This window comes from Streptomyces sp. B1I3 (assembly GCF_030816615.1).
Classification (GTDB): Bacteria; Actinomycetota; Actinomycetes; order Streptomycetales; family Streptomycetaceae; genus Streptomyces.
In genome coordinates this window covers 1,451,876-1,474,738 of the sequence record NZ_JAUSYD010000001.1, presented here as the reverse complement: position 1 = coordinate 1,474,738, position 22,863 = coordinate 1,451,876, and the positions used below count along the sequence as shown (strand labels likewise).

Genomic DNA, 22,863 nt, shown 5'->3' with positions numbered 1-22,863 from the left:
GTGGGCTCAGAAGTGCATGGGGCAGTAGACCGTGAGCGCCTCCGGCAGTTTGTCGACCAGCAACTCGCCGTGCGAGTGCGCCACTTCACCGTCGTACGCGTAGGGGGTGCCCGGTGCGAGGCCGGAGATCCGCACCCTGCGCCGCCGTACCGCGGCGTGCACCGGTGAACGGGTCAGCGGCCCGGCGACGGCTGCCGCCAGGAGGCGCAGTCCCGGCGTCCGGCCGCCGTGCACCACCCGTACGTCCAGCAGTCCGTCCGCCAGGTTGTGCCGGCGGCCGGGGGCCGGGCCGACGCGCCGGAACAGCCCGTTGCCCACGAAGAGCAGCCACAACGGCCTTTTCCTGCCTTGGAGTTCGGCGGTCAGGGGGCGGGCGCCGCGCAGGGCCTCGGCTGCGGCCAGGACCCCTGCGGGCCAGCCGCCGATCCTGGGTGCCCAGTGCTCCCGGGTTCGTACCAGCTCCGGGTACACCCCGAGGCTGAAGGCGTTGAGGAAGTAACCGGGCGCCCCGTCCGGCCCCTGCGGTCCCGGCCGGAAGCGGCCCAGGTCGGCCCGGACCGCGTCCCCCGAGGCGAGTGCCGCCGCGGTGTCGTGCACCGTCTCGATGCCGAGGTCGTACGCGAAGTGGTTGAGGGTCCCGCCGGGGAAGACGGCGAGCGGCAGGCCGTGCGTCGCCGCCACGGCCGCCGCCATGTTGACGGTGCCGTCACCCCCGCAGACACCGAGCGCCTCGCTCCGGCCCGCCGCCTGCTCCAGGCACTCCGGCAGTTCGGCCGGGGCGCACACCGTCACCTCGGCCAGGGGCAGCACGTCCCGGATGAGGGCCGCCGCCGCGGGCGCCGAGCCCGACTCCCGGTTGACGACCACCGCCAGGCCCTGCCCGGCGGGCAGGGCCGGGGCCTCACCGGGCGGCCGGCCCGGGGCCGGCAGCTGTCCACGGGTCGGTACGACGCCCCGCAGCGCGAACGCCGCCCCCACGCCCAGCACCGCGCCGGCCAGTACGTCGCTCGGATAGTGGACGCCGGTGTAGACGCGGGACGCGGCCACGGCCGCCGCCACCGGCGCCACGACCGCACCCCAGCCCTTCGACTCGAGGGCGACACCCGTCGCGAACGCGGCCGCCGACGCGGCGTGCCCCGACGGGAAGGACGTGGTGAACGGCTGCCGCTTCAGCTGCCGTATCACCGGAACCATGTCCAGGATCGGGCGCTCCCTGCGTACCGCCCCCTTGCCCACCGTGTTGATCGCGGCGGAGGCGACGGCCAGCGAGGCGACCCCGCGCAGCGCCGCCCGGCGGGACCGCGCGCTGGTGCCCAGCGCCGCCATGCCCGCGGCGGCCCCGAACCACAGCAGCCCGTGATTGGCGCTGCGGCTCAGCCGGGGCAGGACGGGTTCGGCGCCGGGCCAATGTCTCTCGGCCACGCTCCGGAAGGCGGCCAGATCGCGCTCGTGGAGCCAGCCGCGCCAGCGGCGCGGCGAGGGAGGACTGCTCGGTGTGGGCATGGGACAGCGAATACCCTGGCGCCGGGCGGCGAATCAGGAGGCGCGCCCATCGCACCACGGAGTAATCCAAATATATCGGTACACATACGGCGAATCACTCCTGTGCCCTACCCCATCGCCGCGTCGCGTACGTTGCCCGGACAAGTTCCCTGCCGCTAGCCTGCGTTCGTTATTCCGGTCATTGGCCGGAGTGTCGAACACGATGGGTGGGCGAACATGGGACGACTCGTCCCTGCGGTGACCAGGGCGCTGGATGTACTCGAGCTGTTCCTCCAGGGCGAGGGAACCCTCTCCGCTCCCGAGGTGACGCGCAAGCTCCAACTGCCACGAACCACCGTGCACGAACTGCTCACCACCCTCGCGGCCCGGTCCTACCTGGTCACGGTCCCCGGACAGCCGGGCCGCTACCGCCTCGGCGTGCGCACGTACCAGCTCGGCAGCCGGTACGCCGAACAGCTCGACCTGGCGGCGGAGGGCCAGCAGGTGGCCCGCGAGGTCGCCGAGACCTGTGGTGAGACGGTCCATGTGGCGATCCTGGAGGACACCGAGGTCATCTACATCGCCAAGGTGGACTCCACCCACGCGGTCCGCATGGTCTCGGCCGCCGGCCGCAAGCTGCCCGCCCACTGCACATCCGTCGGCAAGCTGCTGCTGGCCGCGCTCCCGGAGGCGGAGCTCGACGCACGCCTCGACGGACGCGAACTCGTCGCCATGACCGACAACAGCCTCACCGACGCCGCGGAGCTGCGGGCCGCGCTCGCCGTGGTGCGCAAGCGGGGCATAGCGGTCGAGCACCGTGAGTCCAATCCGGACGTGAGCTGTGTGGCCGCGCCGGTCCGGGACCGTTCCGGCCGTGTCGTCGCCGCGCTCTCTATCTCCGTACCGATGATCCGCTGGAGCGAGGAGCGCGAGGCGGAGCTCGCCCAGCTCGCCTCGGGCGGCGCCGACGCGCTGTCCGGCAGGCTCGGACACCACCGGGGGCAGGCGTGACGTCCGCCTGGGAGGTGGCCGTGCGTGAGCAGGCCGAGCTCGGCGAGGGCCCGACCTGGGACCCGGCGACCGGGCGGCTGATCTGGGTGGACATACTCTCCGCCCGCGTCCACACGTACGACCCGTCGACCGGGCGCCGCACGGTCATGACCACCGGACAGCACGTCGGTGCGGCCAAACCGCGGGCCGGTGGCGGGCTCGTCGTCAACCTGCGTGACGGCACGGGGCTGTACGACGCCGACGGGGCCTTCTCCTGGCTGGTCCACGACCCCGTCCCCGGGCGCCGGGGCAACGACGCGGCCGTGGCGCCGGACGGCGCCCTCTGGGCGGGCACCATGCGGTACGACGAACGCGAGGCGGGCGGCAGCCTGTCCCGGATCGCGCCGGACGGCACGGTGACGGTCGTCCCGGACGCGGTGACGGTCGGCAACGGCACCGGCTGGAGCCCGGACGGCCGGCTCATGTACTACATCGACACCCCGACGCGGCGGATCGACGTGTTCGACGTGGACGGTCCGCGCGTCGCGAACCGTCGCCCGTTCGTCACCGTGGAGCCTGACTCCGGATGGCCCGACGGGCTGACGGTGGACGCCGACGGCTGCGTCTGGGTCGCCTTCTGGGACGGTGCGGCGGTGCGGCGCTACACCCCTGACGGCCGGCCGGACCTGGTGGTGGGCCTGCCGGTGCGGCGGCCCACCGCGTGCGCGTTCGGCGGAGCGGACCTCCGTGACCTGTACATCTCCACCGCGCGGACCGGGCAGGACGCCCCCCATCCGCTGTCGGGTTCCCTGCTGGTGGTGCCGGACGCGGGGCGCGGTCTGCCGGGGACACCGTTCGCGGGATGACCTTCCGCACGCCCGCGGTGGCCGGGTGCGGGGGCGGGCCGCGGAGAACCTCCGTATAAAGGGGCCTGAGGGTGTCGGCAGGCGGAGGAGGGCCCTGGATGCACTCGAGCGAGCGGTCCCGTCCCGTCGGGGAGAACCACGGTCCGGTCCGGTACGGCCCCCCGGCGCCCGACCCCGGTCTTCCCGTCCTGCCCGAGCTCTCCGGCGTACTGGCCGCGTCGGCGGCCTGCCCCAGGCCCGAGCCACCCGGTGGCGGAACGAGCCTGCGGGAGGCGGCCTGCGCCTACTGGCACCGGCGGGGCCTGCACTGCACCCCGCAGGACATCGCCGCCGCCCCGGGCGCGCAGCCCCTCCTGCTCGCGCTGATCGCCGCCTACGGCGGAGACGTGCTCATGCCCCGCCCCTGCCCGGCCTCCTGGACGCCGCAGGCGCGCCTGCTCGGACGGCCCGCCTACCATGTGCCGACCCCGGCGGAATGCGGCGGCATCCCCGACCCGTACGCCCTGCTGGAAACCGTCCGCAGAGTGCGCGCGGAGGGCGGGAGGCCCCGGCTGCTCCTGCTCTCGGTCGTCGACGACCCGACCGCGACCGTCGCCCCGCCGGAGCTGGTCAGGGAGGCCTGCGAGGCCGCCGTCGCCGAGGGCCTGCACATCGTCAGTGACGAGACCTGGCGCGACACGCTGCACCGGCCCCACGACACCGTCCTGGTCAGTCCCGCCGAGATGTGCCCCGACGACGTCACCGTCCTCACCGATCTGGCCGGTTCGCTGACCCCCTCCGCCTGGCCGGTCGCCGTCGCCCGATTCCCGGCCGCCGCACGCGCGGCCGCCCGGCGCGCCCGCGTCCTCGACGTCCTCACCGCCCTCGGGGCCCTCGTCGCGGAACCCGTGGCCCGCGCGGCCGCGCACGCGCTGGGTGAACCCGAGGCCGTGACCGTCCGGAGCAGGCAGGCCGCCGCCCTGCACGCCCAGGTCGCCTCGGCCGCCCACCGGGCCGTGCTCACCTGCGGTGCGCTGGCCAGGCCGCCGCAGGCCGGCCGCCACCTCTACGCCGATCTCGGCCCGCTCCGTTCCCGGCTGGCCGACCGGGGCGTCACGGACTCCATGGAACTGGAGGAGTACCTGACGGAGCGACTCGGCGCCCCCGCCCCCGGCGGCCATCGGTTCGGGGACGAGCTGGGCGCGCTCCGGGTGCGGCTCGGTACCGGGCCGCTGCTCGGCTCGACCCCCCAGGAGCAGACGGAGTCCCTCACTGCGGTGGAGCCCTTGGAATTGCCCCATGTCGCCCGAGCACTGAGCATTTTCGCAGCAGCCCTCGACGAACTCCGATGACGGGAGCCTCTCGATGACGGAACAGACCGAGCGCTCGCCCGCCGGTGCCGGCCCCGTGCCCATCGGCAGCCCCGTCGACGCGCGGCGCCCGCTCGGTGAGCGCCGTACCTGGCCCCGCAGCTTCGCGGACCGCCTCACCGCTCCGCTCCCGGGTGTCAGGGGCATGACCCGCCTGGCGCGCGAGCGAGCCCTCCGGCCCAACGCCGAAGGGCTCCGGGGCATCCACCGGCTGCCCTACGCGCCCGCACCGCTGCCCGCCGTGGGCGTGGACACCACGGCGGTCACCTGGGCCGGACACGCCAGCTGGATCGTCCGCGTCGGCGGGCTCACCGTCCTCACCGACCCCGTCTGGTCGCGCCGCATCCTCGGCACCCCGGCCAGGATCACCCCGGTCGGCGTGGCCTGGGACGAGCTGCCCCCGGTGGACGCGGTCCTCATCAGCCACAACCACTACGACCACCTGGACGCCCCCACCCTGCGCAGACTGCCCAGGGACACCCCCCTCTTCGTCCCGGCCGGGGTCGGACGCTGGTGCCGGCGCCGCAGGTTCACCTGCGTCACCGAACTCGACTGGTGGGAGTCGGCGGAGCTGCACGGCGTCCGTTTCGACTTCGTGCCTTCCCACCACTGGTCCAAGCGCACCCTGCTGGACACCTGCCGTTCCCTGTGGGGCGGCTGGGTGATCGGCGACGGGCTGGGACAGCGGATCTACTTCGCCGGGGACACCGGTTACGGCCACTGGTTCCGGGAGATCGGCCGCCGCTACCCCGGACTCGACCTCGCGATGCTGCCGATCGGGGCGTACGAGCCGCGCTGGTGGCTCTCGGACGTGCACACCGACCCCGAGGAAGCCGTACAGGCCTACGAGGATCTCGGCGCCCGGGCGATGGCACCGATGCACTGGGCGACGTTCCTTCTTTCGGCCGAACCCGTGCTCGAGCCGCTGACCCGGCTCCGTACCGCCTGGCGCCGGGCCGGTCACCCCCGCGACAGCCTCTGGGACCTGCCGGTCGGCGGCTCCCGTGTCCTGGGCGCTTGAGACACGGAGCCGGCGGTCAGTGCGCGAAGCGAGTCCGCAGCCGCCGCCAGAGCGCCGGCGTCCCGCTGATCAGCAGCGTCAGGACGACCGCCGCGACCACTCCCTGCCAGGGCTCCGCGAAGAGCGAACCACCCAGGAGCCCGATCAGCTGGTACGTCACGGCCCACGCCAGGCACGCCGGCACGTCACCACGGGCGAACTGCCGCAGAGGCATCCGGCCGAGCAGGCAGGCCAGCATCACCGGAATCCGCCCGGCAGGCACCAGCCGCGACAGCACCAGCACCACCGTGCCGTGCTCCTCCAGCTTCTCCTGCGCCTGCGCCAGACGGTCCGGAGCGGCCCGTCCGGTGATCGCCTTCAGCCACCGCGAGCCGTTCTTGGACCGCACCCCGCGCTGCCCCAGCCAGTACAGGCATACGTCCCCGAGGAACGCGGCGGCCGAGGCCACACCGAACACCACGAGCAGGGCGAACGGTGACGTCTGGTGGAACGCCACCACGGCGGCCGAGCTCACCAGCGCCCCGGTCGGCACCACCGGCACCAGCGAACCCAGCGCCACGAACAGGAACAACGTCGGGTAGCCCGCGGCCTGCTGGGTCGACGCCGTCGGCAGCTGCCGCACCAACTCCTGTATCACCTACGGGCCTCCGGCCTCACATGCTCGCCGTGCCCCAGCCGGTGCACCGCCACCTCGGGCGCCACCAGCGCCGCGTGCCGGACGAATTCGTCCCCCGGGGAGTGGAACTCGTGCGGCCGGACCGCGTCCATCCCGATCGGCCAGTACGTGCCGTAGTGCACGGGCACCGCCGACCGCGGCGCCAGCAACGTCAGGACCTGGGCGGCGCGGGCGGCGTCGAGATGGTGGTGGCCCAGATTCGGGCCCCAGCCGCCGACCGGCAGCAGCGCCACGTCCACCGGCCCCACCGCTTCGGCCATGCCGTCGAACAGCCCGGTGTCCCCGGCGAAATAGGTGCGCGCCTCACCCTCTACCACGTACCCCAGGGCCGGGACGCGGTGCGGACCCACCGGAAGCCTCCGGCCGTCGTGCAGGGCCACGACCGCCCGGATCAGCACCCCGCCCACGCGGACCACGTCGCCCGGGCCGACCTCGGTGATCCGCAGCCTGCGCATCCGGCGCAGCACCCGCAGACCCGGCACGGCCCCGACGGCACCCCTCGGCACGATCAGCAGGCTGCCGGGAGCGAGGCGGGCCAGGGAAGGCAGGTGCAGGTGGTCGGAGTGCAGATGGGAGATCAGGACCGCGTCGGCCACCGCGGCCTCGGGCGGCGGAACGGCGCCCCGGCGCCGGCGCAGATGCGCGAAGCGCCGTACGAACAGCGGATCCGTCAGCACCCGGACCCCGGCGTCCTCGATCGTGCAGGTGGCATGCCCCCACCACGTGACCTCCACCGTCCCGCCTCCTCACCCGTGCCGCCGCTGCCGCCGTCCGCGTACGAGCGTAGGCCCTCCCGTTCGCATCGTGCCGGGCCCCCGGCCCTCGTCCAGCCTGTTCCGAACGCGCCGACCCATGCGTTCCGCGCCCCTGCCACGCCGGTGTGCTTCCTCCCGCCGGCTCCGATGCGGGCACGCGCGGGTACGGGAAGCCGCCCGATGGGTAGGATCCGGCCGCGACGCCCGTGCGGGGAGGGGCAGGCACGGCGGGCGTCGCCGGCGTCGTACGGGTAGAGGCCGCCTCCGGGTACGGCGGTTCCCGGCCACCGGACGGCGTCCGGACCGGCTGTGAAAGGCTGGGCGCGGGCCCACGCCGACACCTGGGCCCGGACGTGAGGTGGAACGGCGTGGTTGACGGGCGATGGCGTACGGCGGGAAGCACCCTCCTGCGCGTGGTCGCGGTGTGGGCGGTCTCCACGCTCACCATGCTGGCGCTCGCCGGCATCCTGCCCGACTTCCAGCTCCAGTCCGGCGACGGCGACAGCGTCACGAGGACCGCGTTCACCGCGGCCTGGGGCGCGGGTGCCTTCGGCCTGCTCTCCGCCCTGGTATGGCCCGTCCTGGTCAGGGCGCTGCTCATCGTCCCCGCCCTGGTGCTGGGCGGGCTCGTCTTCTTCCTCAACGGGTCGCTGCTGCTGCTCGCGCTGCGGCTCATCCCGGACGGGCGTGGGGCCGCCGACCCGGAGAACGCCGTCGTCGTGGCGGCCGTCATGTCCGCCGTCGCGTCGGCGACCTCCACCGCCCTGGCGGTCCGCGACGACGACGCCTACCGGCGCAGGCTCTCCCGCCTCGCCGACCGCCGCCGCCGGCGCAGCGGGACGCCGGGGACCGCGGACGGCGGGCGCGGCGGACCGCCCGGCATCGTGTTCGTGCAGCTCGACGGAGTGGGCCACGACGTCCTCGCGCGGGCGGCGGCTGCCGGCCTCATGCCCACGGTGGCCGCCCGGCTGGCCGACGAGGCGGGCCACCGGCTCACGCCCTGGACCACGGACTGGTCGAGCCAGACCGGCGCCAGCCAGCTCGGCATCCTGCACGGCAGCAACTTCGACGTGCCCGCCTTCCGCTGGTACGAGAAGGAGACCGGCACCGTCATGGTCTCCAGCAGGCCCGCCAGCGCGCTGGAACTCCAGCGCAGGGCCATCGCCCGCACCCACGACGGCGGCCTGCTCACCGTCGACGGGGCGAGCCGGGGCAACCTCTTCAGCGGCGGCGCCGACCAGCTCGCCCTCGTGCTGTCGATGGCCGCCAGGCTGGGAAAGGGGCGCCGCTCGCGCGCCGGCTACTTCGCCTACTTCTCCGACCCCGCCAACGCGGTCCGCACCGCTCTCTCCTTCGTCGCCGAGGTGGTCCGCGAGGTCTGCCAGTCCACCAGGGCCCGGGTGCGGAGGGTGACGCCCCGGGTCAAGCGCGGTGGGCTGTACCCGTTCATCAGGGCCTTCGCGACCGTCGTCGAACGAGACGTGGTGGTCGCGGCCGTGATCGGCGACATGTTCGCGGGCCGCACGGCCGTCTACGCCGACCTCGTCGCCTACGACGAGGTGGCCCACCACTCCGGTCCGCACAGCAGGGACGCGGAGAAGGTCCTCCAGCGCCTCGACCGCTCGCTCGGCCTGATCACGGACGTCGCCGAGCACACCCCCCGGACCTACCGGATCGTGCTGCTCTCCGACCACGGCCAGAGCCCGGGGGAGACCTTCGCCGGGCGTTACGGACTCACGCTCAAGGACCTCGTACGGGCGGGATGCGGGCTGACCGTACCCCGCCGGGCGCAGCGCACCCGCAGTGCCTCCGAGGCCCGGGACGCCGTGCGCATCGCCCTGCACCGGCCGGTCGGCGACAAGGAGGCGGAACACCCCGCCACGGCGTCGGACCCCGTCGTGCTCGCCTCGGGCAACCTCGGGCTGCTGTCCTTCCCCGACATCGAGGGACGGGCCTCGCGCGAACAGCTCGACCGCCGCCACCCGGCACTGCTCAGCACGCTCGCCGACCACCCCGGCATCGGCTTCCTGCTCGTACGGAGCGAACGGCACGGTTCCGTGGTGCTGGGGCACGGTGGCGCCGAGGTCCCGGTGTCGGAGCTGAGGGACGACGAGGGGCCGCTCGCCGGATACGGGCCGGGGGCAGCGGATGCGGTGCGGCGCACCGACGGTTTCCCGCACGTCGCCGATGTCATGGTCAACTCGATGTACGACCCCGACACCGGACGCGTCCACGCGTTCGAGGAGCAGATCGGCTCGCACGGCGGGCTCGGCGGCGCACAGTCGCGGCCCTTCCTGCTCTGGCCGCGCACACTGACGGACCCGCTCGACGCCATGGCGGCGGATGCCGCACCGGGGGAGGCGATACCGGCCGAGCCGGTGGGCGCCGAGTCCGTGCACCGCGTGCTGGCGCGCTGGCTGCAGGAACTCTCCGGGCCCCAGGTACCTCTGCTGCCCGAGAGCTACATGGGTCCCGGGCCGGCGGACGAACCTTTCGCGACCGTGGTCGACGCGGTGCCGGGCCCGGACAGCACGGTGCCGGGCCTGAGGGACGCCGTGCCGGGCCTGAGGGACGGTGTGCCGGGCCTGAGGGACGGTGTGCCGGGGCCTGAGGGACGGTGTGCCGGGTCCGAGGGACGCCGTGCCTCACCCGGACGGTGCGGTACCGGGGTCGGGGGACACCGTGCCGGGCGAGGAGGTCGTCGTGCCGGGCGAGGGGGACGTCGTGCCTGGCGCCCGCGGCTGAGGGGTGCGGGTCACGCCGAATCGCGGCGTACCAGGGTCGGCTGGAAGATGACGGACGGTGCCGGCCCGCCCGGCTTGCCGATCTGCTCCAGCAGGAGCCGGGCCATCTCCGCCGCCATCTCCTCCACCGGCTGCCGCACGGTCGTCAAGGGCGGGTCGCAGGCCACCGCGGCGCTGCTGTCGTCGAAGCCCACGACCGCCACGTCCGAGGGCACGTCCCGGCCCGCCCGCAGCAGCACGGGCAGGGCACCCAGCGCCATCAGGTCCGAGGCGATGAACACCGCGTCCAGATCCGGCCGCTCGCCCAGCAGCCGCCGCATCGCCGAGGCCCCGCCCGCCTGGGTGAAGTCGCCCTCGGCGCTCACCACGTCCTCGACGCCGTGCCGGGTCAGCGCATCCAGGAAGCCGGTCAGCCGTGCCCGCCCCGCGGGCATGTCCTGCGGGCCCGCGACCGTGGCGACGCGCCGCCGCCCCAGGGACACCAGGTGGTCGGCGGCCAGCTGCGCCCCCGCGCGCTGGTCGGCCTCCACGTAGGTCAGAGGCGAAGGACGCCGGGGCCTGGCGGCCAGCACGGCGGGCAGCCGGGTGTCACGGAGGAGGCCGGGCAACGGGTCGTCGCCGTGCGACGAGATCAGCACCACCCCGTCGACATGGCCCTGGCGCAGGTAGGAGAGCAGCTGATTGCGCGAGGCCTCGTCGTCGGCCAGCATCAGCACCATCTGGATGCCTGCCGGGCGCAGGACCTCGAGCAGTCCGGCGACCACGCGCCCGAAGTGCGGGTCGGAGAACATCCGGCCGACGAACGGCTCGGAGTCCGGGCGCCGTTCACGCTCGGACACGACCAGCGCGATCGAGTCGGTCCGCCGGGTCACCAGTGAACGAGCGGCACGGTTGGGGACGTAGCCCGTGGTGGCCACCGCCTCCTCCACGACCTGGCGCAGGGCCGGATCCACCGTGGGAGCGCCGTTGATCACCCGCGAGACCGTGGCCCGGGAGACGCCCGCCACCGCGGCCACGTCCTCCAGGGTGGCTGGGCGCAGGGGCGGCGGGACGTCGACAGTCATGCAGTCTTTATACCGGGTGGCCCGAGGGGGGCGTGGAGGGTCCCGGCACGTCAGCGCCCTGCCGGTGGTCACACGCCGGCGCCCTGCCCCGGAGGCCGGGGTGCGGGGAGTTCGGCCAGGGCGGCCAGCTGGTCCCGGCGCGCGGCCACCAGCGCCCGGGCCCGTTCCCTGGCCTCGGCGTCGCCGCCCGCCGCCGTCTCGGAGCGAGACACCTGCTGCGACTGCCGCAAGTGCTCGCGGACCTGGTCCACGAGCAGCCGGTCGAACGGCGCGCCCACGGTCGTACGGGCCCGCTCGAGGTCCGTGTCCGTCACCATGCCCGGCATGTCGTGCCCCTCGTGCACATCGGTGTCCGGCAGTCCCATCCGGTCGCGCAGGTGGCGCAGTGCCGTCAGCTCGGCGGCCAGGGCTGTACGCAGGCCGGCCGCCCAGGGGCGCAGCCGGGGGTCGGCGGTCCGGTGCGCCGCGAGGGCCAGCAGGGACAGGGCCCGTTCGTCCATGGGAACCATCAGCTGGACCCACGCGGAGTCGGTCGGGTTCCCGGTACCGGGTGTCGAGGGGGCGTGTGCTCCGGTCCTCGGGCCGGCCCCGGGAACGGCTTCAGGCCCGGCGGAGCAGGACGTCGCAGCGGTGAGGAGCAGCAGGAGGGGGACGAGGATCGACGCCGGGAGGTGGGAAGCCGCCTTCAATGCAGTGTCCTTGGGTGGGGTGCCTGTCCGGAGCGCGTGCTCCGGACAGGCACCGGTGGTGGCCGTGTGGACGGACGAGGGGTCAGGGAGTGCCGTTGGCACCGCACTTGATGATGGCGTTGATGCAGTCGCGCACCCGCTGCGCCATTTCCGCCTCGGGCCAGACGTTGAAGAAGTCACCGTGCATCGTGTAGCCGCGCCCCGATGCCAGTCTGAAGCGGGCCGGGTCGCCGTTGACCGGGTAACGCAGGACCTGACGCAGCTTGGGTACCGGGACGGGGTGGGTGGACGGGCAGGCCCCACCCACCGGGTAGGCCATGTGACTCTTGTGATCGGCCGAGTCCAGGTCCCGGCCGTTCCAGCACTGCGGGAAGTCCAGATAGGACTCCATCATCGAGCCGGCGGGGCAGTTGACGAAGTCGTGGGACGGGTTCACCTCGCCGTGGTGCAGACACGACCAGCGGGAGATCGTGTTGTCGTCGGGGCCGGTCGCCTTGGCGTTCCCCGCGACGATCCGCAGACCACGGGGGAAGGGCCGGATCGTCCGGATGATGTCGTCCCGAACGCCCTCCCCGAGGTAGTAGAAGGTGGTGCCGGTGGGCTCGACCTCCTTGTTGCCGTCGTAGAGGGTGGGCACCCAGTACGAGGACAGGTCGGTGGCCGGCGCGCAGCTGGTGCCGGCCCTCTCCAGGGACGCCAGGTCGGAGCGGGCGTTCGTGGAGACGTTGCCGAAGAAGCTGTGCATGTGCGAGGCGCCCGGCAGGTTGGGCAGCACGATCGGGTCGTCGGGGGCCCGGTGCGTGTAGGGGCACTCGGCGAGGAACTCGGCGACGCGCACGACGTCGGCCGCGGCCTTCGGCGCGTTCTGCGGGCTCTGCTCGGCGGCCGCGTTGCCCACCTGTGCGTGGACGAAGGACAGGGCGAGGGCGGCGGCGGCGAGCCCCGCGATTCTGTAGCGCCACGGCGGCAGGGTCCTGCGACCGCGGTGTTCGCTCGTGCGTCGGTTGCGGAAGAGCACGGCACTCCTGACTGAGGAAGTGGGGTTCCTTGACCGGTCGTCCGATCACGGTAGAGAGCGCTCTCTCGCCCGAAAGTAGAAGCGTGACCCAGGCATGTCAAGTGTGCGGACGCCACCCCTAACTACCTGCAAATTGAATGGACTTGGCGCAGGTGGATATGGGAGAGCGCTCTATCGCCAACGTGGTGGGAAGTGTGGCCGAAGGCATTGTCAGTGGTGGGCGGCAGGATGGTGGCCATGACGACGAACTCAGCTGTCGCGCTCGCCGACGCCGCCGCCTATGCCGCCGCGGTGGAGCAGGCGACGCAGGCCGCCGCCGCGTACTACGCAACGGGCGAGAGCACGCTCGACGACGACGCGTACGACCGGCTGGCGCGGGCGATCGCGGCCTACGAGCAGGAGCATCCCCATCAGACGCTGGCCGCCTCGCCGACGGGAAAGGTCGCGGGCGGCGCCGCCGTAGGAGACGTGCCCCACACGGTTCCGATGCTCTCGCTGGACAACGTCTTCTCCGCCGACCAGTTCGTCACGTGGACCGCTTCCCTGGAACGCCGGATCGGCAGACCCGTCACGGCCTGGAGCGTGGAGCCCAAGCTCGACGGTCTGGCCGTCGCCGCGCGCTACCGGCAGGGCCGTCTGGAGCAGCTGATCACCCGTGGGGACGGGACGGCGGGCGAGGACGTCTCGCACGCGATCGGTACGGTGCTCGGCCTTCCCGGGCAGCTGGACGCTCCCGTCACCCTCGAGGTGCGCGGCGAGATCCTCATGACCGAGGAGCAGTTCGAGCAGGCCAACACGGCGCGGACGCAACACGGCGGCGCCCCCTTCGCCAATCCGCGCAACGGCGCGGCGGGCACCCTGCGTGCCAAGGACCGGCCCTACCGCGTCGAGATGACCTTCTTCGCCTACGGCGCGCCGGCGCTGCCCGGTTCGGGCGGGTCGACCACCTCCCTGGCCGAACTCCCGCACAGCAAGCTGCTGGAGTACGTCGCCGGGCTCGGCGTGCACACCGCGGCGGACACGGCGGTGGCGCCGCGCACCGTCTCCACGGTCGAGGAGGTGCAGGCCCGGGTCGAGGAGATCGCCTCGCTGCGCGCCTCGCTGCCCTTCGGCATCGACGGCATCGTGATCAAGGCGGACCTCGCGGCCGACCAGGCCGACGCCGGCTCCGGGACACGGGCCCCGCGGTGGGCCATCGCCTACAAACTCCCGGCCGTGGAGAAGGTCACCCGGCTCCTGGACGTCGAGTGGAACGTCGGCAGGACGGGCATCATCGCGCCGCGCGCCGTGCTGGAGCCCGTGGAGATCGACGGATCCACCGTCAGCTACGCCACGCTGCACAACCCCGCCGACATCACCCGCCGCGATCTGCGCCTGGGCGACCAGGTGATGGTCTACAAGGCGGGTGACATCATCCCCCGCATCGAAGCGCCCGTGGCGCACCTGCGGACGGGTGACGAGAAGCCGATCGAGTTCCCGCAGACCTGCCCGCAGTGCGGCTCGGAGATCGACACGAGCGAGCAGCGCTGGCGCTGCGTCCGTGGCCGCGACTGCCGCCTGGTCGCCTCCGTGTCGTACGCCGCGGGGCGCGACCAGCTCGACATCGAGGGCCTCGGCGGCACCAGGGTCGTCCAGCTCGTCGAGGCGGGCCTCGTCCAGGACCTCGCCGATCTCTTCACGCTCGAACGGGAGCAGCTGCTCTCGCTGGAACGGATGGGCGAGACCTCCACGGACAAGCTGCTCGCCGCCATCGACACGGCCCGGGGCCGCCCGCTCTCCCGCGTCTTCTGCGCCCTCGGCGTCCGCGGCACGGGCCGTTCCATGTCCCGCCGCATCGCCCGCCACTTCGCGACGATGGACCGGATCGTCGCCGCCGACGCCGAGACGCTGCAGCAGGTCGACGGCATCGGCAAGGAGAAGGCCGCGGCGGTCGTCACGGAACTCGGGGAGCTTGCGCCGCTGATCGGCAAGCTGGTGGCGGCCGGGGTCAACATGACGGAGCCGGGAGCCACTCCTCCGCCGGAGCCCGGGGCCGCTGCGGAGGGCGAGGAAGGAGCCGGGGACCGGCCGGGCGGGCTGCCGCTCGACGGCATGACCGTGGTGGTCACCGGCGCCATGACCGGCGCCCTGGAGAAGCTCTCACGCAACGAGATGAACGAACTGATCGAGCGCGCCGGCGGGAAGTCCTCCTCCGGCGTCTCCAAGCGCACGAGTCTGCTGGTGGCCGGGGAGAAGGCCGGATCCAAGCGGACCAAGGCCGAGGACCTGGGCGTCACGATCACCTCGCCGGACGCGTTCGCGGAGCTGATCTCGGACTTCCTGACTCCGCAGGTGTGACAGGGACACGAGACGGTGAGGGGCGGGCGCCCGTTGGCTCCCCCTGCCGGGTCGGGCGGGCGCTCGTCGGCCCCTACCTCGTCGTCCTTGGAATCATCGAAGCAGTGGCGTTCCCATGCCCGATATTGCATAGTGAGGGTTCGGTCATGCCTCGCTATCAGCGGGTCAGTGAGTGGTGAGCGGCTGCGGCGTCAAGCCGGGGGCGAGGGGCGATGCGTTCTGTGCGCGACGGACGGCGGCGCGGCCGGCCGGTCCACTTGGGGCATGGCGGGCACGCCGATGAGGCGCACCACCACGGAGCCTCACGTGGGCTGGCCATCGATCTGGGCAGCTCGGCGGCGCGGGCCTGGGTTCCCGGGCAGGGACTCGTCCCGGGTTCCTCATGGGACGACGGGACCGGCCGGCCGGTCCGGCGTGGCCGCATCGTCGACCCGGAGGCCTGCGGCAGGTTGCTCCGGCGCCTCGCCGACAGAACGCTGGGCGAGGACCGTCACGGCAGCGTGATCGTCCTCAGCCATCCGGTGCTGGCCGGACCGGAACACCGCGGCCTGGCGAGGGAACTGCTCGAGGCGCTCGGTCCGTCCGGCGTCGTGGTCCTCGACAGTGCCCGGGCAGCCGCGGCCTGTACCGGGCCGGGCGCCGGGGGGCCGCTGCTCGTCGTCGACATGGGCGCCGAGCTGACCGAGGTCACGCTGCTCGTCGACGGGCTGGTCGCCGACGCCCGCCAGGCCGAAACGGGCCTGAGTGACCTGGAGCCGGCCGCGCTGCCTGCGGAACTCGTCCGGAACGTGCTCGACATGATCATGGGCATGTGGCGGCAGGACAAGCACGGAGCGGTACGTGGCGCGTTGCGCCGGGGCCCCGTGCTCACCGGAGGCGGTGCGCTGCGCCCCGACGTCACCCACCGGATCGCGGGACGCCTGGGGGTGCGGGTGCGTCTCGACGAGGACCCCTCGACCGCGGTCGTACGGGGTGCCGGGCTGATCCTGGCCTCCGTACTGCACCACGCCGGTACGCCTGCGGCGTCCGCACTCCCGGGCCGGCTGAGGTGAGCCCCTTCCCGGGGGCGCCCCGGGGAAACGCGCCCCCAGGGGGGCGGCCGGGCGCCCGGGTGCGCGACGCCTTCGCCGCGCTCCTGCTCGCCGTCCTCATCGTCGTCGGCGGCGCGCCCGCCGACTACGCCGTCCTCCCCGTCCGGGGACTCACCGGGCACGCGCCCGGGGCCGCACTTCCTGGACCTGAGCTTCCCGGGTCAGCGCCCGGGCCCGCACCGGCGAACACCGCCACCGTCATCACGGCCCTCGCGTCGCCGACAGCCGGCGCCGCCCTCGCGGCCGGCACCCGGAGTGACCGGCGCTCCGTCCCGCCCGGCCTCGTCGTTTCCGCGCCGGCCGAAGCGGCGGCCTCTGCGTGGCCGGCCGAGACCGCGCCGGCGCCCGGCCCCCGCGCAGGATCCGACCGCCCGCACGCCCCGCAGCACTTCCCCCCGCCCGGCCACGGCGCGCTGCCGCCTCGCGCCCCCGCCCTGCTCGTCCCGCGCGCCGTGCGCCGGGGGGTGGCAGGCGCCGTGTTCCGCGCCCCCGGCCGCAGCAGGACGAAGCTGCCCGGGGTGCGGGGCCCTCCCACGGAGAGGGCCGGTCAGCCGGCCCTTCGCCGGTCCTGCTCCACAGACCCGTCGTCCCGCACCCTCTGAGAGGAGGGCGGACGACGCCCTCCCGGAGGAATCCCCATGACTCGCGCCACCACGGTGCGAGCGGTTCTGGCTGCCGCCGTCCTGCTCGCCTCCGTGTTCATCACGCTGACCATGTCACCCAGACTCGGCCTGGATCTCCAGGGCGGCACCCGGATGGTGCTGCAGGCGAAGGACTCGGACACCGCGAAGGCGGACCGCGACAGCACCGAACGCACCCTGGAGGTGCTCCGCCGGCGCATCGACTCACTCGGCATCACCGAACCGACCCTGACCCGCTCCGGCGAGAACCGGATCATCGTCGAACTGCCCGACGTCCAGGACCCGCGTGAGGCCGCCGATGTGCTCGGCAGAACCGCCCAGCTCGGCTTCCACGCGGTCCAGGGGCCGGGGACCGCGCAGAAGCAGGAAGGGAGCACGGAAGGCAGGACGGCGAAGGCCGGTCCGACGCTGCCCGACGAACAGGGCGGTCTGCTCGCTCTCGGCCCCGTGCGGCTGTCCGGCGCAGGCGTCGAGGACGCCACCGCGGACTTCGACGCCCAGCAGGGTGCGGGATGGACCGTGTCGCTCGACTTCCACGAGAACGCGGGCAAGCAGTGGACGGCCCTGACCGCGGAGGCCGCCTGCCACCCGGCCGGAGACGAACGGCGCCGGGTCGCGATCGTCCTCGACGGGAAGGTCATCTCCTCCCCCCAGGTCGATCCGTCGATCGGCTGCAAGGTGGGCCTGCCCTCCGGATCCACTCGGATCACCGGCTCCTTCAGCGCCGCCGAAGCCCGGGACCTCGCCCTGCTCGTCAAGGGCGGCGCCCTCCCCGTCCCCGTGGAGGTCGTCGAACAGCGGACCGTGGGCCCGACCCTCGGCGCCGCCGCCATCGACGCCGGCGCCCGGGCGGCCCTCATCGGGGCCGCGGCCACCGCGCTCTTCATCACCTTCATGTACCGGCTCTTCGGCGGGCTCGCCGCCCTCGCCCTGGCCGCCTACGGCGTGATCTCGTACGCCGCGCTCGTCGTCCTCGGAGTCACCCTCACCCTTCCCGGCCTCGCCGGGTTCGTCCTGGCGATCGGCATGGCGGTCGATGCGAACGTCCTCGTCTTCGAACGGGCCCGCGAGGAGAGTGCGGCCCACCCCAGGCGTTCGCTGCGCTCCGCGCTGACCGCCGGATTCCGCAACGCCTGGAGCGCGGTCGCGGACTCCAACGTCACCACCCTCATCGCCGCCGGCCTGCTCTTCCTCCTCGGCTCCGGACCGGTCAAGGGCTTCGGTGTCACGCTCGCCATCGGCGTCATCGCCTCGATGTTCTCCGCGCTCGTCGTCGCCCGCGCGCTCACCGAGACGGCGGCGGGCAGCCGCTTCGTCCGCGACTACCCGGGTGTCAACGGCATCGCCCGGCCGGGCCGGATCCGGACCTGGCTGAACAGCCGCGACCCGCACCTGTTCCGGTCGCCCCGCCGCTGGCTGACGGTCTCGGCGGCCCTCGTCGCGGTCGCCGTCCTCGGCATCGTCGTCCGCGGCGTCGATCTCGGTGTGGAGTTCACCGGGGGACGGCTCGTCGAGTACTCCACCGGCCGGCCCGTGGACGTCGACACCGCCCGCGAGGCCGTCGCAGCCGCAGGATTCGGTGCGGCCGAGGTCACGACCGCGGGCGAGAGCGACCTCTCCGTACGGGTCGGGGAGCTGGACGACGACGGGGAACACGCCCTGCGGGCAGCACTCGCCGCGGAAGGGGGTGAGGCCACCAAGATGCGGGACGAGCTGATCGGCCCCAGCCTCGGTGACGAACTGCGGCGCAACGCCCTGATCGCCCTGGCCGTCGCCGTGTTCGTCCAGCTCGCCTACCTGGCTGCCCGTTTCCGCTGGACGTTCGCGGTGGCGTCGGTCGGCGCACTGGTCCACGACGTCGTCATCCTGATCGGCGCCTTCGCCTGGCTCGGGCGTCCCGTCGACGGAATCTTCCTGGCCGCCCTGCTGACCGTCATCGGCTACTCGGTCAACGACTCGGTGGTCGTCTTCGACCGGGTGCGCGAGCTGTGGGGCAGGAACCGTCGTGCACCGATCGCCGACATCGCCGGCCGGGCCGTGCTGCAGACCGTGCCGCGCACGGTCAACACCGGCATGGGCGCGTTGTTCATCCTCATCGCCCTCGCGGTGCTGGGCGGGGACTCGCTCGCCGACTTCGCCCTCGCCCTGCTCATCGGGATCTGCGTGGGGACGTACTCCTCCGTCATGACCGCCGTCCCGGGAGCGCTCGTCCTGGAACGGAGCAGCAAGGCCCCGCCCCCGGCCCGGAAGCGGGGCCCGGGGCGCCCGTCATCCGGATCCGCCCGGCGGCCCGGCAAGTCGCTCGACAACGGGGCGCGGGTGTAGCGCACCGGTCCGGCCTGCCGGGCCCCGCCGGTCCGGCCTGCCGGGCCCCGCCGGGCCGGCAGGCCGGACCGGTGCGCCGGAGGCAGAGGCCGGGCGGGCCCGTCACGCCATGAGCGCGTGCAGGTGCTCGGCGGTGGCCCGGTCGGCCGGCAGGAAGGTCTCGATGGCGAGTTCGGCCACGGTGACGTCCATCGGTGTGTTGAACGTCGCGATGGACGAGAGGAAGGAGAGCTCACGCCCGCGGTGGCTCATCCGCAACGGCAGCGCGAGCGACGGCAGCCCCGCGCCGGCCCCGGCCGCCCCGCCCGCCGCCCGGTCCTCCGGCGGCCCGGACACGGGGTAGGCCGCCACCTCGTCGTACAGCGAACGGAGTTCGGGGGAGCGGTGCAGGGCGATCTGGCGCGCCATCTGCGCCAGCAGGTCGGCACGCCACTCGGGCAAATTCAGAATGCGGGGGGCCAGGCCCATGGGGTGCAGGGTGATCCGCATGGCGTTCAGCGGCGGGGCCAGCAACTCCGGCGAGACGCCCTCCAGCAGCAGCTGCATCCCCCTGTTGGCGGCCACCACCGTGTACGTGGCGTCGACGACGAGGGCCGGATACGGCTCGTAGCCCTGGAGGAGCCGCTCCAGGGCCTCGCGTACCGCGTCCATCGCCGGGTCGTCGAGCGCCGTCTGTCCGAAGCGGGGCGCGTAACCGGCCACCACCAGCAGGGCGTTGCGTTCCCGGACCGGGACGTCGAGGTGCTCGGCCAGCCGCAGGATCATCTCCTCGCTGGGACGCGCGCGGCCCGTCTCGACGAACGAGATGTGCCGGGCCGAGGAATCCGCGCGCAGGGCCAGCTCCAGCTGGCTGATCCGCCGTTGCTCCCGCCAGCCGCGCAGTAGCGGCCCTACCCCCGTGTCGAGCGCGACAGTCGTCATGGGAAGACCGTAGCGTCACGGTCACTGCTGTCCGCAACGCCCCACACAGGAGCCACTCATGCCCCCTGAGCCGCTGTCCGCGCACGACATCGAGACCGGGCTGCGTGACCTGCCCGGCTGGCGGCTGGAAGGGGACCGGATCACCCGCACCTACCGGCTCCCCTCGCACTTCGCCGCGGCCGCGATGACCGTCCACGTCGCCCGGATCCAGGACGAGCTCGACCACCACTCGGACCTGACCCTGGGCTACGACACCGTGCGCCTGGCCGTGAACTCGCACGACGCGGGCGGCAAGGTCACCGGCAAGGACCTGGCACTCGCCCGGCGGGTGGAGGCGGTCGCCGCGGGGCACGGCGCGCAGTAACCGCACCCGGGACGACGGACCGGCGCCACGTGTCAGAGCGCCGGTCCGAAGCGGGGATGAGCGGCGAGCCAGCGCACGTAGCTGTCGCTCCGCCGCACCGCCTGCGCGTACGCGGAGCGGGTGTGCCCGCTCACCGCACCGGCCGCGGCTTCGGCGGCGGGGGACCGAGGATGCCTGCCCAGCAGATGGCGCCAGCTCAGTGGCGAGCCGGCGACGGGGCGGGTCACCACGCCGGGCGTCGGCGGGAACGTGGCCCGGCACAGCCCGATCGCGCGGCCCACCTGGACCAGGTGGACCACGGAGGAGGTGTCGGTCTCGTAGACCGACACGGGGGTGAAGCCCGCCCGCGCGCAGGCGGTGGCGAAACAGTCGGCGAAACAACCGTCGCCCGGCACGTCGGCCCAGCACTCGCCCGCCAGCGCGGAGAGTTCGAGCTCCGGCTCGTCGGCCAGCGGATGGCTGTCGGGCAGCATCACGAACACGGGGTCGATGCCGATGACCTGCCACAGGAGCCGGTCCGCCATGGGCGGCGGGCTCTCCCCGCAGGTACCTATCAGGGCGAAGTCGAGCCGGCCGTCCACCAGCAACGAGGCGATCTCCGCCACCGACCACGAGGTGTACGTCGTCACCGGCGCCGTGGGGTGCGCGGCGGCCAGCCGGTCGACCAGACCGCCGAGCAGCGGGCCGTGCGTGCCGCCGAGCCGGAAACGCTCCACGGTGGCCCGGGCGTTGGCGAACCGCACCGCCTCCTCCTGCAGTTCGCTCACCGCGGGCAGCACCACCCGGGCCCGGTCGAGGACCAGTTCGCCGAGCGGAGTGGGCCGGGCCCCCGTGTGGTCCCGGTCGAAGAGCGGGCCGCCGAGCGCCTTCTCGATCCGCCGCAACTGGGCACTGAGCGCCGGCTGGGCGAGCCCCAGAGCGGCAGCGGCCTTGGTGAGGCTGCCGGTGTCGGCAATGGCCCGTACGGTGCGCAGATGACGCAACTCCAGCTCCATGCAGGCACGTTATGGCCGCCGGTGGTCACCGGCAATACGCAGCCGGTCGTTCTGCACGCTGATCGCCCGATAAAGGCCCGTCCCGTGCCGGCCCGCGACGTCGCGGCCGCCGCCCACGACGCCACCCGGGGGTGGGGGCCCCGCGCCGCGGCCGCCGCCCGGGCCGTGCGCGGAGGAGTTCGCGGACCACGGCCCGTGGCCGCTCCCCGCTGCGGACGCCGGGTGGTCCTGGGTGGCCACCACAGGCTCCCCGCTGCCGACGGCCCGGGTGGTCCTGGGTGGCCACCACACCTCACGGCTCGTTCTGCCGGGACCCGCGACCGGCCGGCTCATGGCGGACCACCTCGCCGCACGGCCCGGCCCCGACCGCCCCCTGGCGACCCGGTGTGCCGGTTGCCGGCCTCCGGCGCTGAGCGGGCTCCTGGCGATTCGCGAGCGGGGCGCCGATCGCAGGTCTGCGGCAATGGGAAAGCCGCTTGCCGGAACAGCAAGAAAACTCGCCTCGGGCACCGTTCGCGGGGAAGCTGGTTCCATGAGCAAGCACACCGCACACGCCCACGGCGCCGGTCACGCCGCCCACGATCACGGCACCGGGCAGGCGCAGGGCGCCGGACACGATCACGGCACCGGGCGCGCGCTGAGCGCTGGACACGCGCACGGGCACGCCCATGACACCGATGACTTCGACTGGGGCGTCATGGGCACGATGCTCGAGCAGGAGGCCGAACTGAGCCTTCCGCAGTACGAGGCGGCCGCCCGCTGGATCGCGGGGCTGCCCGCGGCGCCGCAGGTGCGCAGGGTCCTCGACATCGGCAGCGGCCCGGGCGTGATCACCTGCCTGCTGGCCGGCGTCTTCCCCGAGGCGGAGGTCGTCGCGGTGGACGGCACCCCGGCCCTGCTGGAGCGCACCCGGGCGCGCGCGGAGCGCAACGGCCTGGCGGGGCGCGTACGCACCGTCCGCGCGGACCTTCCACGGGATCTCGGGACGCTGGACCAGGCCGATCTCATCTGGGCGGGCAACACCCTGCACCACCTCGGTGACCAGCGGGGTGCGCTGGCGGGCTTCGCGGCTCTGCTCCGTCCCGGTGGCACCGTGGCCCTTGCCGAGGGCGGGCTGACCGCCCGGTACCTCCCGCGTGACATCGGGATCGGCAGGCCGGGGCTGGAGACGCGGCTCGAGGCGATCCGGGAGGACTGGTTCGAGGACATGCGCGCCTCGCTGCCGGACACCCGGCGGGAGACCGAGGACTGGCGCGGCCTGTTCGCGGCCGTGGGCCTGGAACCCCAGGGCGCCCGCAGCTTCCTGCTCGATCTCCCGGCCCCGCTGGGCGGGGTGGCCCTCGACCGGGCGGTGGCGGACTTCACGCGTAGGCGTGAGGTGCTCACCGACCTGCTCACGGACGAGGACGTCGCGACGCTCGACCGGCTGCTCGACCCCGCCGACCCCGCCGGCCTGCGCCGGCGCCAGGACGTGTTCACCCTGTCCGTGCGGACCGTGCACGTCGCCAGGCGGGCCCGGTCCTGACGGTCCGGGC

At 73.8% G+C, this 22,863-nt stretch carries 18 protein-coding genes and 1 pseudogene; 11 read left to right on the top strand and 8 right to left on the bottom strand.

Annotation, left to right across the window (positions count from 1 at the left end):
• Positions 1-6: 6 nt before the first annotated feature.
• The gene (locus QFZ58_RS06910; protein WP_307124024.1) at positions 7-1,503 is read right to left on the bottom strand and encodes a bifunctional phosphatase PAP2/diacylglycerol kinase family protein; all 1,497 of its coding nucleotides are present in this window, start codon (positions 1,501-1,503) and stop codon (positions 7-9) included.
• 216 nt (positions 1,504-1,719) lie between these two features.
• Here QFZ58_RS06910 and QFZ58_RS06905 point away from each other — a divergent pair, with 216 nt between their 5' ends.
• From QFZ58_RS06905 to QFZ58_RS06890, 4 genes are all read left to right on the top strand, one after another.
• Positions 1,720-2,493 carry an IclR family transcriptional regulator gene (locus QFZ58_RS06905; protein ID WP_307124023.1) on the top strand — a complete coding sequence of 258 codons (774 nt, stop codon included), beginning with the start codon at positions 1,720-1,722 and terminating at the stop codon, positions 2,491-2,493.
• Positions 2,490-3,338 carry an SMP-30/gluconolactonase/LRE family protein gene (locus tag QFZ58_RS06900; protein WP_307124022.1) on the top strand — a complete coding sequence of 283 codons (849 nt, stop codon included), beginning with the start codon at positions 2,490-2,492 and terminating at the stop codon, positions 3,336-3,338. The genes QFZ58_RS06905 and QFZ58_RS06900 overlap by 4 nt, the downstream gene beginning before the upstream one ends.
• Positions 3,339-3,436: 98 nt before the next feature.
• Positions 3,437-4,669, top strand: a complete 1,233-nt coding sequence (locus QFZ58_RS06895; RefSeq protein WP_307124021.1) for an aminotransferase class I/II-fold pyridoxal phosphate-dependent enzyme — start codon at positions 3,437-3,439, stop codon at positions 4,667-4,669.
• Positions 4,670-4,682: 13 nt separating this feature from the next.
• A complete protein-coding gene (locus QFZ58_RS06890; protein ID WP_307124020.1) occupies positions 4,683-5,708 on the top strand; it encodes an MBL fold metallo-hydrolase in 1,026 nt (341 codons plus the stop codon).
• A 16-nt stretch (positions 5,709-5,724) separates the two neighbouring features.
• Here the strand turns inward: QFZ58_RS06890 and QFZ58_RS06885 are convergent, their stop codons facing one another.
• Both QFZ58_RS06885 and QFZ58_RS06880 read right to left on the bottom strand, forming a co-directional pair.
• Positions 5,725-6,345, bottom strand: coding sequence for a DedA family protein (locus tag QFZ58_RS06885; protein WP_307124019.1), 621 nt, complete (start codon positions 6,343-6,345; stop codon positions 5,725-5,727).
• On the bottom strand, positions 6,342-7,118 hold the full coding sequence (locus QFZ58_RS06880) for an MBL fold metallo-hydrolase (protein WP_307124018.1): 777 nt from the start codon (positions 7,116-7,118) through the stop codon (positions 6,342-6,344). The genes QFZ58_RS06885 and QFZ58_RS06880 overlap by 4 nt, the downstream gene beginning before the upstream one ends.
• A gap of 389 nt (positions 7,119-7,507) precedes the next feature.
• On the opposite strand from QFZ58_RS06880, the pseudogene QFZ58_RS06875 reads away from it, so the two are divergent.
• A pseudogene (locus QFZ58_RS06875) lies at positions 7,508-9,676 on the top strand (alkaline phosphatase family protein); the annotation flags it as partial.
• A gap of 218 nt (positions 9,677-9,894) precedes the next feature.
• On the opposite strand, the gene QFZ58_RS06870 reads toward QFZ58_RS06875, so the two are convergent.
• From QFZ58_RS06870 to QFZ58_RS06860, 3 genes are all read right to left on the bottom strand, one after another.
• A complete protein-coding gene (locus tag QFZ58_RS06870; protein ID WP_307124017.1) occupies positions 9,895-10,947 on the bottom strand; it encodes a LacI family DNA-binding transcriptional regulator in 1,053 nt (350 codons plus the stop codon).
• Positions 10,948-11,015: 68 nt separating this feature from the next.
• Positions 11,016-11,636 carry a DUF305 domain-containing protein gene (locus QFZ58_RS06865; RefSeq protein ID WP_307124016.1) on the bottom strand — a complete coding sequence of 207 codons (621 nt, stop codon included), beginning with the start codon at positions 11,634-11,636 and terminating at the stop codon, positions 11,016-11,018.
• 82 nt (positions 11,637-11,718) lie between these two features.
• A complete protein-coding gene (locus QFZ58_RS06860; RefSeq protein ID WP_307124015.1) occupies positions 11,719-12,654 on the bottom strand; it encodes a DUF1996 domain-containing protein in 936 nt (311 codons plus the stop codon).
• A gap of 237 nt (positions 12,655-12,891) precedes the next feature.
• Here QFZ58_RS06860 and ligA point away from each other — a divergent pair, with 237 nt between their 5' ends.
• From ligA to secD, 4 genes are all read left to right on the top strand, one after another.
• On the top strand, positions 12,892-14,991 hold the full coding sequence (gene ligA, locus QFZ58_RS06855) for an NAD-dependent DNA ligase LigA (RefSeq protein WP_307124014.1): 2,100 nt from the start codon (positions 12,892-12,894) through the stop codon (positions 14,989-14,991).
• Positions 14,992-15,203: 212 nt separating this feature from the next.
• Complete coding sequence (locus QFZ58_RS06850) at positions 15,204-16,043, top strand: rod shape-determining protein MreC (protein WP_307124013.1); 840 nt, start codon at positions 15,204-15,206, stop codon at positions 16,041-16,043.
• Between the two features lie 59 nt (positions 16,044-16,102).
• Positions 16,103-16,684 (top strand): hypothetical protein, encoded by a 582-nt coding sequence (locus tag QFZ58_RS06845; protein ID WP_307124012.1) that lies wholly within the window; start codon positions 16,103-16,105, stop codon positions 16,682-16,684.
• Between the two features lie 36 nt (positions 16,685-16,720).
• Entirely contained in the window at positions 16,721-19,048 is a 2,328-nt protein-coding gene (secD, locus tag QFZ58_RS06840; protein ID WP_307124011.1) for a protein translocase subunit SecD, read from the top strand.
• Positions 19,049-19,150: 102 nt separating this feature from the next.
• Here secD and QFZ58_RS06835 read toward each other — a convergent pair whose 3' ends face one another.
• On the bottom strand, positions 19,151-19,969 hold the full coding sequence (locus tag QFZ58_RS06835) for a helix-turn-helix domain-containing protein (RefSeq protein ID WP_307124010.1): 819 nt from the start codon (positions 19,967-19,969) through the stop codon (positions 19,151-19,153).
• Positions 19,970-20,027: 58 nt separating this feature from the next.
• On the opposite strand from QFZ58_RS06835, the gene QFZ58_RS06830 reads away from it, so the two are divergent.
• Positions 20,028-20,333 carry a 4a-hydroxytetrahydrobiopterin dehydratase gene (locus tag QFZ58_RS06830; RefSeq protein ID WP_307124009.1) on the top strand — a complete coding sequence of 102 codons (306 nt, stop codon included), beginning with the start codon at positions 20,028-20,030 and terminating at the stop codon, positions 20,331-20,333.
• Between the two features lie 32 nt (positions 20,334-20,365).
• Here QFZ58_RS06830 and QFZ58_RS06825 read toward each other — a convergent pair whose 3' ends face one another.
• Positions 20,366-21,328, bottom strand: coding sequence for a LysR family transcriptional regulator (locus tag QFZ58_RS06825; RefSeq protein ID WP_307124008.1), 963 nt, complete (start codon positions 21,326-21,328; stop codon positions 20,366-20,368).
• A gap of 532 nt (positions 21,329-21,860) precedes the next feature.
• Here QFZ58_RS06825 and QFZ58_RS06820 point away from each other — a divergent pair.
• Positions 21,861-22,853 (top strand): class I SAM-dependent methyltransferase, encoded by a 993-nt coding sequence (locus QFZ58_RS06820; RefSeq protein WP_307124007.1) that lies wholly within the window; start codon positions 21,861-21,863, stop codon positions 22,851-22,853.
• The last annotated feature ends 10 nt before the right edge of the window (positions 22,854-22,863 follow it).

What these genes read in the sequence shown, in the direction of transcription:
- QFZ58_RS06910 (WP_307124024.1), bottom strand. Translation starts at nt 1,503, where the DNA reads ATGCCCACACCGAGCAGTCCTCCCTCGCCGCGCCGCTGGCGCGGCTGG.
- ligA (WP_307124014.1), top strand. Translation starts at nt 12,892, where the DNA reads ATGACGACGAACTCAGCTGTCGCGCTCGCCGACGCCGCCGCCTATGCC.
- QFZ58_RS06820 (WP_307124007.1), top strand. Translation starts at nt 21,861, where the DNA reads ATGAGCAAGCACACCGCACACGCCCACGGCGCCGGTCACGCCGCCCAC.
- QFZ58_RS06835 (WP_307124010.1), bottom strand. Translation starts at nt 19,969, where the DNA reads ATGACGACTGTCGCGCTCGACACGGGGGTAGGGCCGCTACTGCGCGGC.
- QFZ58_RS06895 (WP_307124021.1), top strand. Translation starts at nt 3,437, where the DNA reads ATGCACTCGAGCGAGCGGTCCCGTCCCGTCGGGGAGAACCACGGTCCG.
- secD (WP_307124011.1), top strand. Translation starts at nt 16,721, where the DNA reads ATGACTCGCGCCACCACGGTGCGAGCGGTTCTGGCTGCCGCCGTCCTG.
- QFZ58_RS06850 (WP_307124013.1), top strand. Translation starts at nt 15,204, where the DNA reads ATGCGTTCTGTGCGCGACGGACGGCGGCGCGGCCGGCCGGTCCACTTG.
- QFZ58_RS06825 (WP_307124008.1), bottom strand. Translation starts at nt 21,328, where the DNA reads ATGGAGCTGGAGTTGCGTCATCTGCGCACCGTACGGGCCATTGCCGAC.
- QFZ58_RS06890 (WP_307124020.1), top strand. Translation starts at nt 4,683, where the DNA reads ATGACGGAACAGACCGAGCGCTCGCCCGCCGGTGCCGGCCCCGTGCCC.
- QFZ58_RS06905 (WP_307124023.1), top strand. Translation starts at nt 1,720, where the DNA reads ATGGGACGACTCGTCCCTGCGGTGACCAGGGCGCTGGATGTACTCGAG.
- QFZ58_RS06870 (WP_307124017.1), bottom strand. Translation starts at nt 10,947, where the DNA reads ATGACTGTCGACGTCCCGCCGCCCCTGCGCCCAGCCACCCTGGAGGAC.
- QFZ58_RS06830 (WP_307124009.1), top strand. Translation starts at nt 20,028, where the DNA reads ATGCCCCCTGAGCCGCTGTCCGCGCACGACATCGAGACCGGGCTGCGT.